The sequence below is a fragment of the Marinococcus sp. LNHM5E3-2.1 genome (genome assembly GCF_056034365.1).
In genome coordinates this window covers 132633-147345 of sequence record NZ_JBQLIB010000005.1, presented here as the reverse complement: position 1 = coordinate 147345, position 14713 = coordinate 132633, and the positions used below count along the sequence as shown (strand labels likewise).

The window sequence follows — 14713 nt, the reverse complement described above, 5'->3', positions numbered from 1 at the left end:
TCAACTTTTCTTTTTTACCCGGACATCAAATCATGCCCGGGACGCTGAATAAGCGGAAGCAGGAAAACGAAGCACCGTTTTCCACAATTTCAGTTCCAGTTTACCGTTCGTCGAGAGAAACATACGTTTTATTTTCCGGGCCGACATATTCTGCACGCGGACGGATTAAACGATTATTTTCATACTGCTCAAGAATATGAGCGATCCATCCGGACGTACGGCTGACGGCAAAAATCGGTGTAAACAAGTCGTGGTCAATGCCGAGACTGTGATATACAGACGCTGAAAAGAAATCCACGTTCGGCAGAAGACCTTTTTCGTTTTCGATTTTTTCTTCAACTTTCATCGACATGTCATACCATTTTGATTCACCGGTAACTTCTGTCAGCTGACGCGACATCTCGCGCAGGTATTTGGCACGAGGATCGCCATTTTTATATACCCGGTGTCCGAATCCCATAATCTTTTCTTTGTTATCAAGAAGCTTCTGCACATAGCTGTCCACATTGTCCGGGGTTCCGATTTCTGTCAGCATCCCCATTACACGCTCATTGGCGCCGCCGTGAAGCTCTCCTTTTAATGCGCCGATAGCCGCTGTTACTCCAGAATACATATCCGAAAGGGTGGCTACACAAACACGGGCAGTAAATGTAGATGCATTCAGTTCATGGTCAGCGTGCAGAATCATCGCTTTGTTAAACGCTTTAATCGATGTTTCATCTGGTGCTTCTCCGTTTAGCATATACAAAAAGTTTGCAGAAAAGCTCAGTGCAGGATCAGGCTTAATCGGGTCTTTTCCTTTTCGAACTCTTGCAAAACCTGTAACGAGAGATAGAATCTGTGCCTGCAGCCGCACCGCTTTACGCTGGTTTGCTTCTTCGCTCATGTCATCAGCTTCACTGTCGTAAAGGCTCAACTGCGAAACTGCAGTACGAAGAGCAGCCATAGGGCGCACTTTATCGACCGGATACTGTTTCATATATTCAAAAATTTCATCCGGTACACTCATATTATCCATGAGCGACTGACGGAAATTATTATATTCTTCTTTGGTTGGAAGCTCCCCGTACCAAAGCAGATAAATAACTTCTTCAAAAGAGGCATTTTCTGTCAGGTCATCAATATGATAGCCCTGGTATCTCAATACATCATCAACAATGGAGCTGACACTGGAAGTAGTAGCTACAACGCCTTCTAAACCACGAGTTGAACTCATTACACAATCTCTCCTTTAATTCAAAAAGTATAGCGTATGTACTGAAGAAGAAAATGCTTACATTTTCCTTTTAATAAAACATACGCTTCGAAAACAGAACGGTTGGTCTGTTTTTGACATAAAAGCCCATTGCACTGCAACTTTTTGGAGGTATAGCGCATTCAATTGTGTATACAATAATGACTTTTCCCCTGTTGAGGCAGCCGGAGATACCTCCGGCTGTTATTCAGCCGTCTATCCGCCGAGAGAGGAAAACCACTCCACGGTCCTCATCGCAATATAAGCGATGCCGGCCCCGATAAGAGGCCCGACGGCAATACCGTTAAACAGAGCTACTGCTAAAATGGTGCCAAGCACAAGCGCAGTAGTGATATGCGGATCTGTCTGAAGAAGCTCTACACCACCCTTGGCAATAAGCGCCACCAGTATGCCCGAGGCGAGCGCAATCCATGCATAATAGGAACGAACTGCTTCACCGAGCTGGCGAAAGCCAATGTCCCCAGTAGCAATGGGGACCAGAACCGCAAATGTCAAAATAGTAACAGCAATTTCAATGCCTTTTGCCTGCATAAACGGAAATATTTTATCGCCCAGTCCTGTCCATTTAATAACGATTAAAGCAGCGACAGCTATGATTAATGACTGGTTTTTTGCGAAAATCCCCACCGCAAGCAGTATAAGTAAAAAAACTGAGGCTTGCGATAACAATGCATGGTCATCCTTCCAAATTAAACGCTCCTAATAATCCTACCACATTTGACAATTTCATGTCATGTACGCCCGGAAAGTTTTCAGAAGTTTCAATCGGGAGCAGGCTTACCACCTGCGCCCCATCACTCTTATATTCCCGTTATCCACCATTTTTTTAAACCATTTCTTTAAAACGGCTTTCATTCCTCTTCTCGACCACGGAATTAACAGGCTGAAACCGAGAGCGTCTGTGATAAATCCCGGGGTGAGCAGCAGCGTGCCGCCAACAAGAATACAGACACCATCCAGAACAATATCCCCAGGCATCTCCCCCCGCTGCGTCTGCATCTGCAGCGTACGGAACACCTGCAGGCCTTCCCGTTTCGCAAGCCAGGCCCCAAGCAGCCCGGTCGCAATAATGAGTGCAATTGTCGGCCATATGCCGATCGTGTTGCCGGATAATATTAATACACCTACTTCTGCGGCCGGTACAATAATCAACAGCAATAAAAACCATTTACCCATCTGCCCGCCCCCTTTCATTTAAAAATTTATCCAGATTTCTTCGTTGTTTCAGCATTACCGGGTTATAGTTAGTTCTCAGAATCTCTTACAATACACTCGCATGTCCGCGGTAAATGTCGCCTCTTGAAGCGTCGACTGTAATTTCTTCACCGTCTTCAAACAAGTTTCTGGCTTCTTCAACCCCCACTACTACAGGGATACCCAGATTCAGTCCTACAACAGCAGCATGGGATGTCAAGCCGCCTTCTTCTGTCACCACAGCCAGCGCTTTTTCCACAGCAGGCATCATATCTTTATCCGTTGCCTGAGTGACGAGCACCGCGCCCTCTGTCATTTTGGCATTTGCCTCTTCTGCACTGCCTGCAACCACTACTCGTCCTGATGCAGTGTAACGGCCAATGCCCTGTCCTTTTGCCACTGTTTCTCCGATCACGTGGACCTTCATCAGGTTAGTCGTTCCTGTTTCACCTACAGGTACTCCGGCAGAGATAACTACAAGGTCCCCACGGCTGACAAGCTCTTCCGACAGAGCTTTGCTTACGGTGACATCAAGCATTTCATCGGTAGTGCTCGATTTTGTGCCAAGCAGTCCCTGAACGCCCCAGATTAAAGCGAGCCGGCGATAGACACGTTCATTACTTGTAACTGCAATGATCGGTGACTCCGGACGGTATTTTGAAACAATACGTGCAGTATACCCGCTTTCGGTGGCGGTCAGAATCGCTGAGGCATTTAATGCATAAGCCGTATAGGCAACGGACTGCCCGATGGAGTTGGTAATTGAAGGCTTGCTTTCTTTGGTTTTTTCATCAAGCGTATTCCGGTACTGCAGGGAGGATTCTGCTCTAAGCGCGATGTTGCTCATTGTTTCCACGGATTCCACTGGATAGTCCCCGGCTGCTGTTTCCCCGGAAAGCATGATAGCATCTGTACCATCGAAAATGGCATTCGCCACATCACTTGCTTCAGCACGGGTTGGACGCGGGTTGTGCTGCATGGAATCGAGCATCTGAGTAGCTGTGATGACTGGCTTTGCCAGGAAGTTGCAGCGTTTAATCAGACGCTTTTGTACGAGTGGTACTTCCTCTGGCGGAATTTCAACTCCCATATCTCCGCGAGCCACCATCAGGCCGTCAGATACTTCCAGAATTTCCTCGACGTTGTCGATGCCTTCCTGGTTTTCAATTTTCGGCACGATAAACGTGTCTTCAGCTCCGTGTTTTTCCAGAAGCTCCCGGATTTCCAGCACGTCAGAAGCCCTGCGCACAAATGAAGCTGCAATAAAATCTACGTTGTTTCTAATTCCGAATTCGATGTCATCCGCATCTTTTTCTGTGATCCCTGGCAGATTGACCTTCACATTTGGAAGGTTAACGCCTTTTTTATTTTTCAGTTCGCCGTTATTCAGCACTTTCGTATGAACTTCCTTGTCTTCGATACCGGTTACTTCAAGCTCAATCAGTCCATCATCAAGAAGAATTTTTTTACCGACCTCCATATCATCAGTAAGGCCATCGTGGGTGACAGAGATTTTTTCTTTTGTCCCTACGACTTCTTCTGTGCTGATGATCAGCGGCTGTCCTTTTTCAAGCTGAATAGCGCCGCCTTCCATCGTATGAGTCCGCACTTCCGGACCCTTGGTGTCCAGCAGAATAGCAACGTTTTTTTTCAGGCGGGCAGAAACTTCACGTATGCTGTCAATCCGGGCCTGATGCTCATCAAAGTCCCCGTGGGAAAAGTTGAGTCTCGCTACATTCATGCCGTTTTCAATTAATTTCTCCAGCGTTTCCGGCGCTTCACTTGCCGGTCCTATCGTACATACAATTTTTGTTTTTCGCATGATTTTCCTCCTGTTCTCTCTCTAAAATCCTAGTTCATTGTACCATAGAAACTTTTCATCCGTGACACTGCGTTGACCCCGGAATTAAATCGACAGTTCCTGTGACAATTTATACATGCCGGAGTCTACCTGATGCTTTTGCCTAAGCACCTCCGGAATGGATTTATCAACAATCTCATTTTTTTCAATGCCGACCATCCGTCCTTCTTTACCGTTTAAAAGAAGCTCCACGGCCCTTGCTCCCAGACGGCTTGCGAGCACACGATCAAATCCGGTTGGCGAGCCTCCGCGCTGGATATGGCCGAGCACGGTCACCCTCGTTTCAAGATTCGTCGTTTCCTGAATTTTTTGGCCGAATTCTGTTCCGCTCCCCACGCCTTCAGCGATAATGATGATACTGTGTTTTTTGCCCCTCGCGTGACCACGGCGGAGACGGCTTACTACCTGATCCATGTCATATTCTTCTTCTGGAATAAGAATCGTCTCTGCGCCGTCGGCGAGCCCGGACCAGAGAGCGAGGTCCCCGGCATCTCTGCCCATTACTTCAATAACGTATGTACGCTCATGTGAAGTGGCGGTATCACGGATTTTATCAATAGCGTCGATGACTGTGTTCAGCGCCGTATCAAAGCCGATTGTGTAATCCGTTCCCGGGATGTCATTGTCGATTGTGCCCGGCACGCCAATCGTCGGATAGCCAAGCTCGGTCAATTTTTCAGCACCGCGGAAGGAACCGTCACCGCCTATGACGACCAATGCTTCAATGCCTCTTGCATTCAGCTGATCCACTGCCTTCTGGCGTCCTTCAGGTGTACGGAACTCTTCACAGCGGGCGGTATACAATTTCGTTCCGCCGCGGTGGATAATATCCCCAACGTCGCCAAGCTCCATTTTTTTGATATCGCCTTCGATCAGCCCGGCATAACCGTACTGAACCCCGTAAACCTCAAGATCGTGATAAATCGCCTTCCGAACAACAGCACGTATGGCTGCATTCATTCCCGGAGAATCTCCTCCACTAGTTAGTACTCCAATCCGTTTCATTCCATAACTCCTTCCCTTTGCATTCCTGTTTATCATTATACCCGTTATAGACCCGATGACACAAAAGTAATTGTATTTAAAAAAAACGCTTTAATCAAAAAGCCGCACTAACAGGGGGCCTCTGTGACAGTCCCCGGTACGGCTTTTTCAATATCAGCTGAACAACAGGGGCCCGTTCGATTTCATAAAAAAAGCGCCACCCGGCGCTTTCCTAAAAATCACTTTCTTCAAACGTACCCATCTGCTTAAATTTTTCATACCTTGATTCTATTAATTCATTCGGCGTTAATACGAGCAGATCCTTCAAAGACTGCTGAAGCGTTTTTCGCAGAATAGTCATCTGTTCTTTCGGATCATGATGGGCCCCTCCCCGGGGTTCCTTCACAATCTCATCAATTACTCCAAATTCCTTCAGATCTCCGGCTGTGATACGCATAGCTTCAGCAGCTTCCCTTGCATATGAAGCATCCTTCCATAGAATAGAGGAAGCCCCTTCTGGAGAAATCGTCGAATACCATGAATTTTCGAACATATGTACATGATTCGCTACTCCAAGCGCTAGACCGCCTCCGCTGCCGCCTTCTCCGATAACAACACTAATTACCGGCACTTTCAGCCCGGCCATTTCCATCAGGTTACGCGCAATAGCTTCACTTTGGCCCCGCTCTTCCGCTGCTTTTCCGGGATAAGCGCCCTTTGTATCAACGAAGCAGATCACCGGCCGGTTGAACTTTTCGGCCTGCTTCATAAGACGAAGCGCTTTGCGGTACCCTTCCGGATGCGGCATACCGAAATTCCGGCGCACATTTTCCTTCGTATCCCGTCCACGCTGATGTCCAATAACAGTTACCGGGCTTCCTTCAAAAAAGGCAATGCCTCCGACAATCGCTTCGTCATCGCCAAAAAGCCGATCGCCGTGCAGTTCAATGAATTGTTCAAACAAACTGTCGATATAATCCAGCGTGGTGGGCCGCTCCGGGTGCCTCGCGATCTGCACCCGCTGCCACGGCTTTAAATTATTATATACTTCTGCTTCGAGCTGCTCCAGCCGCTGTTCCAGTTTTTCTATCTCTCCGCTTAAATCAATGTCCTTCTCATCTGTGAAGCTTTTTAATTCATCGATTTTGTTCCGAAGCTCCATGATTGGTTTTTCAAAAGGAAGATGATTTTCCATTGTCACTTACTCCCTTCACGTATGCATCTGCACGATTGCGGACAAAACATTTTTCATGTCCTGCCTATGCAGTACCTTGTCGAGCTGTCCGTGTTTAAGCAAAAATTCCGCTGTCTGAAAGTCTTCGGGAAGCTCCTGGCGTATTGTCTGTTCAATTATTCTTCTTCCGGCAAAGCCTATCAATGCTTCCGGCTCGGCAAAATTGTAATCTCCGAGAGAGGCAAAGCTTGCGGAAACGCCGCCGGTAGTAGGGTGAGTCATAACTGATACAAATAAAAGCCCTGCTTCATCCATTTTTTTCAGCGCTGCACTCGTCTTGGCCATTTGCATGAGGCTGAGAATCCCTTCCTGCATACGGGCTCCGCCTGAAGCTGAAAACAGAATAAAGGGTGCATGGAGGTCAAGCGCCCGTTCGATTGCCCGTGCGATTTTCTCTCCGACTACCGACCCCATGCTCCCCATCCGGAACGCCGGGTCCATGACACCAAGAACCACCGGGGTGCCTCCGATCGTTCCTTCACCTGTGACGACAGCTTCTTTATGACCAGTCTTTTTCTGATCCTTTTCAAGCTTTTCTTTGTATTCCGGAAACTCCAGAGGATCTGCCGAAACCATATGAGGGTTTAATTCCCGGAAGGAATCTGTATCGAGGATCAAATCGATCCGTTCGGAAGGAGTCATCGGCATATGATGACCACAGTGCATACAGACATTGGCATGCTTCATTAATTCCTTCGTATACACAATTGTTTTACATTTAGGGCACTTTGTCATAACGCCTTCATTCATTGTTTTCGGCTGTTCCCGTTCAGCCGGCATTGAAGCATATTTCCGCCTTTTGCTGAATAAATCTTTGATCATCATAAAGACACCTTCTTCATATTTAATGCTTGGCTGCTCCGCAAATAATAAAAACGCAAGCAGACTGCAGCGTCCCGGAATGCAATTCACCGTTCAGCGGGTGTACATAACGCAGCGCTGTTGTTTTATTTGCAGACGTACATCAGGAGCGACCGTTTTGTCAGCGATCGCTCCTGCTATTAGTCTCCCACATAGTCTATCACATACAGGCTCTAATATATAGGAAAAGCCAGACATCTTCAATGGCTAAGAGTATAGGTCTTTACTATTCTTCGATATCAGAAAGAGCTCTTGTTTTTTCCTTAATTTTTTCCGGATCAGCATTTTTTCGCGCCACACCTGTTTCCATCGCTGTTTTCGCTACTGCTGCTGCTACTTCTGGAGCGACTCTCGGGTCAAAAGGATTTGGAATAACATAATCTTCGTTCAGCTCATCTTCGGTAATCAGCTCTGCAATAGCATATACAGCTGCTTTTTTCATGTCCTCGTTAATGTGGGTCGCGTTTACATCAAGGGCACCCCGGAAAATACCCGGAAACGCAAGCACGTTGTTTACTTGGTTCGGAAAATCGGAGCGGCCTGTGCCAATTACTTTCGCTCCGGCTTCCTTGGCATCGTCCGGAGTGATTTCAGGGTCCGGATTAGCCATCGCAAAGATGATAGGGTCATCATTCATGGACTCTACCATTTCCTTCGATAATACTCCCGCCACAGAAACACCAATAAATACATCCGTATTCTGGACAACCTCTTTTAATCCGCCGGAAACATTTTCATTGTTCGTTACTTTTGCGACTTCCGCTTTCATGTCATTCATGCCTTCCGGACGACCTTCGTAAATCGCTCCCTTGGAGTCGCATAAAATTACGTCTTTTACTCCAAAACGGCGCAGAAGTTTAATAATAGCAATGCCGGCTGAACCTGCCCCGTTAATAACTACGCGGATTTCAGACATATGCTTTTTGTTGAGTTTCAGGGCGTTGATTAACCCGGCTACAGTGACGATTGCTGTGCCGTGCTGATCGTCATGAAAAACAGGAATATTCGTTTCTTTTTTCAGCCGTTCTTCAATGACAAAGCAGTTAGGAGCGGCGATATCTTCAAGATTCACGCCGCCAAAAGTCGGCTGCATTAATTTTACTGTTTCTACAATTTTGTCGACATCATTTGTTTCGAGGCAGATCGGAAAAGCATCCACACCCGCAAAGGATTTAAACAGAACCGCCTTTCCTTCCATAACAGGCAGAGACGCTTCCGGGCCGATATTACCCAACCCAAGCACGGCAGAGCCGTCGGATACAACCGCTACCATGTTTCCTTTCATTGTATATTCAAATACCTTTTGTTTATCATCAAAAATTTCTTTGCACGGCTCGGCTACACCTGGAGAATAGGCCAGACTTAAATCTCTTCCATTTCTTACTGGTACTTTCGAGACCGTCTCCAGTTTTCCCTGGTTCTGTTTATGAATATGTAGTGCTTCCTCGCGGGTTGTCGGCATGGTGCCACTCTCCTTCAGCATATTTTATATTTTAATTATAACCCTGTGCTTTTAGAAGCACATCAAGTGTTTCGTTCATTTTAATTATAAACGTTACCTATTATAACAGAATAATCAGTCAGCGGCATCTTTATTTGGTTTTAAAATAATGGAGTCTTTTGAAACAACCTTTTCAAGTTCGCGCAGGCATGCTTCCCCGGCGTTTGTTTTCAAGCTGTTTCCGAGCTGAATGGTGCGCTCCTGCTGCTCATCATAGACGATGACAGGTACAGCCCCGGGCGACTGCCGCAGTATGTGCTTAATCCGGCTCAGCGCCTGTTCCCCGCTTTCTGCCGGCAGTTTAACAAACAGCGTATTCTCCGACTGTGTTTCAAGCTCCTGCAGGGAAAGACAGTCCTCTGCAATCAGTTTGCTGGTGCGGGCCTGTTTATCGGTGCGCCCCTGAATCAGAAGGATCGATTTTTCTGTCAGCAGTGATTTTACATTCCGGTAGACGTTCGGAAATACGACCACTTCAAGCTCCCCGGAGCCATCATCCATCGTCAGAAAGCACATGGACTGTCCATTTTTCGTTCGCACGGTTTTTACGGTCCGCACGAACCCGCCGGCCCAGCGCAGCTGATTATCCGCTGGAAGCGAGCTTCCAAGGTCCCATAACCGGAAGGCAGCAAAAAGTTCATTGTAGGCATCCAGCGGATGGCCGCTTAAGTAGTATCCGGAGGCTTCTTTTTCCATCTCAAGCTTTTCTTCGCGGGTAAGGGGCTCAGCTTCAATCCAGCGCATTCTTGGGGCCAGCTCTGTGCCAAACTCCTGGAATTCCTGTTCTCCCTCGATCATCCGCAGGGAACGGTCAAGCGAAGCGAGCAGCGTCGACCTTTCAACACCAAATTCATCAAACACGCCAGCCTGAATAAGATACACAAACCCCTGACGGCCAATCGCTCTTGTATCCACGCGGTGAAGAAAATCAAGCCAGTATTCAAAACGTCCACCGCTTTTTCTTTCATTTAAAATCATCTGGATATTGTTTTTACCTGCCTGTTTAATGATATTCAAGCCAAAACGAAGATTTCCTTCCTCAATACGAAACCCATAGCCGCTTTGATTGATTGAAGGCGGAAGCAGCCTAATACCAAGCTCTTTTGCTTCCCGCTGATATTCCAGGAATTTTTCTTCACTTCGCACATGACTTGTCATTAATGAAGAGAAAAACACGGCCGGATAATGGGCTTTAATATAAGCCAGCTGATAGGAAATAACGCTGTAAGCCACTGCGTGGCTTTTATTGAAGCCGTAATTGGCAAACTGTTCAATCCAGCTGAATATTGTTTCTGCTTCCGTTTTCGGCACTCCTGAAGCTGCTGCTTTTTCGAGAAACCGTTTCTCTTCTTTTTTCATTTCAACAGCGTTTTTTTTGCTGATAGCCCTCCGGAAGGAGTCCGCTTCCCCCATTGTATACCCTGCCACTTGCACCGCAATCTGCATAATCTGCTCCTGGTATACGATAATGCCATATGTAGACCCTGCAATATCTTCAATATGTTCAGGGAGCTCAGGCATTTCTTTTATTCCATGCTTGCGCTCTGCATACAACGGGATCTGAGCCATCGGGCCCGGACGATAAAGAGCACTCACTGCGGCAATATCCTCGAAACGGTCGGGCCTGATCTGCTGCAGAGCAGATTTCATCCCTGCCGATTCAAGCTGAAATATTCCGTTAGTTTTCCCCCCGCTCAGCAGTTGATACGTTTTTTCATCATCCATAGGTATGCGTCTTAACTGAAAATTCTTCTCTATCTTTTGAACAGCCTCGGTCATATATTCAAGCAGCGTTAAATTCCGGAGCCCCAGCAGGTCGATTTTCACAAGTCCGAGAGCTTCAAGGTCCTCCATCGGGTACTGCGTTAACAGCAGCGATCCGTTTCTCTCCATTAAAGGAGTGTAGGCTTCCAGCTGTTCGCTGCTTAACACGATGCCAGCGGCGTGAATAGATGTCTGACGCGGCAGCCCTTCCAAAAAGGAAGCCGCCCGAAGGAGGGAGTCAACTTTTGGTTCGTTCTGCTGCCACTGCTGCAGCTGTTTGTCACCGGCAATTTTTCCGGCAATGGAATCGGCGCTTGAAAACATACCGGCCGTCCGGTTAATGAGCCCCTGAGGAATTTCGAGCACCCTTCCCGCATCCCTTATTGCCGCCCGCGCCCCGAACGTATTGAATGTAACGATCTGAGCCACATGGCTGTCCCCGTATTTATTCCTTAAATAATGCAGCACCTCTTCCCGCCGGTGATCCGGAAAGTCAATATCTATGTCCGGAAGCGCCGCACGTTCCGGGTTTAAAAACCGCTCAAAAAGAAGATCGTACTGCAGGGGATCCACATCCGTAATACCGATAAGGTAGGAAACGAGTGACCCCGTTGCCGACCCTCTTCCCGGTCCTACATACATTCCCTGCTTTTTAGCAAAAGCAACAAAATCCTGCACAATTAAAAAATAATCAGCGAAGCCGGCATCGATAATGACATCCAGTTCATGCTTCAATCGCTCTCTCATTTGTTCTGAGACGGCATTATAACGCTTTTGCATTCCTTTTTCTGCAAGTTTTTTTAAATACAGGGCGGCAGACTGCCCGCGCGGAGCTGGAAATACCGGAAGATGCGTTTTCCCTAATGAAATATCTACGTGGCATTTATCAGCTGCCCGTCTCCAGTTATCGATATGTTCAGCTTCATACATTTTAGATGCTTCCTGCTGCCACATTTCGAGCGAAAAAGCTCTCTGTTCTATTACGGTATCTTTCCAGACACTGCCTTTCTTTACTGCATGCAGAAGCTTATAGGCCCGCTCTTCTTCTGCTGCCTGCATATTGATTAACGGGGAGGCAACCATCGGGAGCCCGAATTGCTCTGCAGCCCTTCTCCATTCTACTTCTTCTCCAGCCCGCGGTGCTTCAAGCCAAAGAACATCAGCCCCGAACCGTCTGCTCCATTTTTCAAAAAACGCATGTAACTCGTCTTTGCGATTCTTAAAGGTACCGGGCTCACTGTTTTCAAGCGGCAGGATAAAAAGACAACCGGCAGACTCTGCCAGTTGTTTCCATGTTACCTTTCTGTCCTGCTGCTTGTCCCCGGCCCACCGCATGAGCTGCCCGTATCCCTGGTTATCCTGCGGCAGCGCAACCACCGGAAATTCTTCGTCCTCTTTAGTGTCTCCCTGGACCCACAATTCAATCCCCGGGAGACCCTTCACCTGGTACTGCCGGCAGAGACGGTAAAAAGCCACTGCCCCGTGCATCGTGTCCCGGTCAGTAACCGCTGCCGCCGGCCAATTGTACTCTTTTGCTTTGCGGACAAGGTTTTCAAGCCGGATAGTACTTTGTAAAATGCTGTATTCCGAATATGCGTGCAGTGACATGCGCCTCCCCCTCCCTTCAGCCTGGTCTGTGATGAAAGTTCTTACCGCCGCTTCCAATTTCGGCAGATATTTTCAAGCTCCTGTATAATATCTTCCGTTTCTTTCCTGTTCTCTGCTTGCGCTCCTGCAGCCATTGTATGGCCGCCTCCACGGTATTTAACAGCCAGCTGATTGATCACCGGCCCGCGCGAACGAAAACGCACACGGTATGAACCCTGCTCTTCTTCTACAAAAAATACCCATGCAATGACTCCTTCTGTATCAGCAAATGAGTTAATTACCGCTGAAGATTCATTAATGGTTACATTGTATTTTCCGAGCAGCTCCCGGGTTAAGTACATGTAGGCTGCTCCGTCTTCGGTAAGCGTAAAGTTTTGAAGCACTTCTCCGCGCAGGCGCACCAGACTCTCGGGATTTTTATACATTTCAGCATAGATTGCTCCCGGGTCAAAATCAAATGCAAGCAGTTCAGCTGCCATGTGCATCGTGTTTGGCGTGGTGTTACTGAACTGGAAACGTCCGGTATCTCCGATAATCCCAGCATAGCACAGGCGGGCAGTTTCATTTGGGATTGTCCAACCGTAAGACTTTTGGGCATACAGCACCAGCTCGGTAATCATTTCGCAAGTGGAGCTTTTTTTCGTATCTACCCACATCGGCTCGCCGTATGGATCTTCGTTTGGATGATGGTCGATTTTTATAACCGCCGCTCCCTGATCCCAGCCTGCACCGTCGATTCTTGCCATATTGGCAGTGTCACACACGATAACCAGGGTTTCGGCGTCCACTTCAAACGAATGTTCATCCATCGTCGTTAAAAACGAAAGAGAGGGTTCATTTTCACCTGTAGTACCCACCTGCTTGTCTGGAAACTGTTTTCTAATCCATGCCGCCAATCCAGCCTGAGAACCGAGAGCATCCGGATCCGGACGTTCGTGTCGGTAAATCATGATTTTGCTGTATTGTTCTATCGTTTGTATGATTGCCTGAAACATCTGCATTATCTTTCCTCCATTGATCAGCGGTCGAGCAGCTGTACCATCATCATCGCCTTACCGACGATTGCACCTTCGTAGTACAGTTCTACATCCACTTTTCCGTGTTTTCTTCCCACTTCAAGAATTTTTCCGTTCAAATCAATTTTACTTTCAATCTGTACCGGGCGGATAAAGTAAAGTGTTACATTTTCTACAACCATGTCACCCTTTTTGTATTCTCTCAGCAGGCGCCGGCCGGTTTCTGTAACAAGAGACATAATAACTCCATTTGCCACTGTCCCAAGCGCATTAGTCATCTGCGGGGTAACATCGCATTCAAACATAAAGCCTGACCCGGGATGGGCCTCCCGAAAACGGCTTGTCACCGTATCTTCGATGGTTTCCCCAACGTGCGGCTGGCGCTGCACCATCTGCAGTGCTTTTAATACGTCCTGCCGGCTGATGACTCCAAGCAGCTTTTTCGCATCGTCCATCACTGGGAGCAGTTCGATTCCCTCCCACACCATCGTGTGGGCTACCGAAGCTACAGACGTTCGTTCACTCACCGTAATCGGAGACTTCGTCATTACTTTTTCAATAGGGGTCTGCACAGAAGCCCCCAGGACGTCCTTCGCTGCCACCATCCCCTGGATTTTCATGTCTTCACTGATCACCGGGTATCTGCTGTGGCCTGTTTTCTGGTTCATTTCGTGCCATTTTTCCACAGTGTTATCCACTGTCATAAAATAGGTGTCCTGAAGTGGAATTAAAATATCGTTTACTACTACAATTTCCTTTTTAATTAACTGGTCATAGATCGCCCGGTTAATCATGGAGGCTACTGTAAACGTGTCGTACGTCGTTGTAATTACCGGCAGCCCCAGTTCATCTGCCAGAGAAATAACATGTTCATTTGTGTCAAATCCACCGGTGATTAAAACAGCTGCTCCGGCTTCAAGCGCAAGCTTATGCACCTGATAGCGGTTACCGACAATCAGAAGATTCCCGGGCTCCACGTAGCGCATCATCGCTTCGAGCTTCATGGCCCCGATAACGAAACGGTTCAGGGTTTTATGCAGGCCGTTCCTGCCCCCGAGCACCTGACCGTCGATAATATTGACTACTTCAGCATACGTTAAGCGCTCAAAATTTTCTTTTTGCTTTTTTTCGATACGTATCGTGCCGACTCGTTCGATCGTACTGACAATCCCCTGGTTTTCCGCTTCTTTGATCGCCCGGTAAGCTGTCCCTTCACTTACCTCTAAATTCTTTGCAATTCCACGGACCGAGATTTTTTCCCCTACATCCAGGGCAAGTATGTAGTTTAATATTTGTTCATGTTTGGTCGCCATAGGCACAGTACCTTCCTTTTTATTTACGCATTTACCGGGAGCGTTCTGTCTGCGTAAATTTCTAACTGTATTACTTCTGTTATATCATCTGTACTATTACATTATACGGTTCAAGAACCCTC

The 14713-nt window shown here is 47.4% G+C and carries 11 protein-coding genes; all 11 read right to left on the bottom strand.

Annotated features, from left to right (window positions below):
• Positions 1-100: 100 nt before the first annotated feature.
• Positions 101-1216, bottom strand: a complete 1116-nt coding sequence (citZ, locus tag ACTRXH_RS08385) for a citrate synthase (protein WP_474281641.1) — start codon at positions 1214-1216, stop codon at positions 101-103.
• Positions 1217-1450: 234 nt separating this feature from the next.
• Positions 1451-1924, bottom strand: coding sequence for a DUF441 domain-containing protein (locus ACTRXH_RS08380; RefSeq protein ID WP_474281639.1), 474 nt, complete (start codon positions 1922-1924; stop codon positions 1451-1453).
• A 108-nt stretch (positions 1925-2032) separates the two neighbouring features.
• Entirely contained in the window at positions 2033-2431 is a 399-nt protein-coding gene (locus ACTRXH_RS08375; RefSeq protein WP_474261904.1) for an FxsA family protein, read from the bottom strand.
• 85 nt (positions 2432-2516) lie between these two features.
• Positions 2517-4271, bottom strand: a complete 1755-nt coding sequence (gene pyk, locus ACTRXH_RS08370; protein WP_474261903.1) for a pyruvate kinase — start codon at positions 4269-4271, stop codon at positions 2517-2519.
• A gap of 84 nt (positions 4272-4355) precedes the next feature.
• The gene (gene pfkA / locus ACTRXH_RS08365) at positions 4356-5315 is read right to left on the bottom strand and encodes a 6-phosphofructokinase (protein ID WP_474261902.1); all 960 of its coding nucleotides are present in this window, start codon (positions 5313-5315) and stop codon (positions 4356-4358) included.
• A 211-nt stretch (positions 5316-5526) separates the two neighbouring features.
• On the bottom strand, positions 5527-6489 hold the full coding sequence (locus ACTRXH_RS08360; RefSeq protein WP_474281637.1) for an acetyl-CoA carboxylase carboxyltransferase subunit alpha: 963 nt from the start codon (positions 6487-6489) through the stop codon (positions 5527-5529).
• 15 nt (positions 6490-6504) lie between these two features.
• Positions 6505-7350, bottom strand: coding sequence for an acetyl-CoA carboxylase, carboxyltransferase subunit beta (gene accD / locus ACTRXH_RS08355; protein ID WP_462865667.1), 846 nt, complete (start codon positions 7348-7350; stop codon positions 6505-6507).
• A gap of 265 nt (positions 7351-7615) precedes the next feature.
• Positions 7616-8851, bottom strand: a complete 1236-nt coding sequence (ystJ, locus tag ACTRXH_RS08350) for an NADP-dependent malic enzyme (RefSeq protein ID WP_022793097.1) — start codon at positions 8849-8851, stop codon at positions 7616-7618.
• 114 nt (positions 8852-8965) lie between these two features.
• Positions 8966-12262, bottom strand: a complete 3297-nt coding sequence (gene dnaE, locus ACTRXH_RS08345; RefSeq protein ID WP_474281635.1) for a DNA polymerase III subunit alpha — start codon at positions 12260-12262, stop codon at positions 8966-8968.
• Between the two features lie 41 nt (positions 12263-12303).
• Positions 12304-13263, bottom strand: coding sequence for a DHH family phosphoesterase (locus ACTRXH_RS08340; RefSeq protein WP_474261900.1), 960 nt, complete (start codon positions 13261-13263; stop codon positions 12304-12306).
• Between the two features lie 17 nt (positions 13264-13280).
• Positions 13281-14591 (bottom strand): DRTGG domain-containing protein, encoded by a 1311-nt coding sequence (locus tag ACTRXH_RS08335; RefSeq protein ID WP_474261899.1) that lies wholly within the window; start codon positions 14589-14591, stop codon positions 13281-13283.
• Positions 14592-14713: the final 122 nt, after the last annotated feature.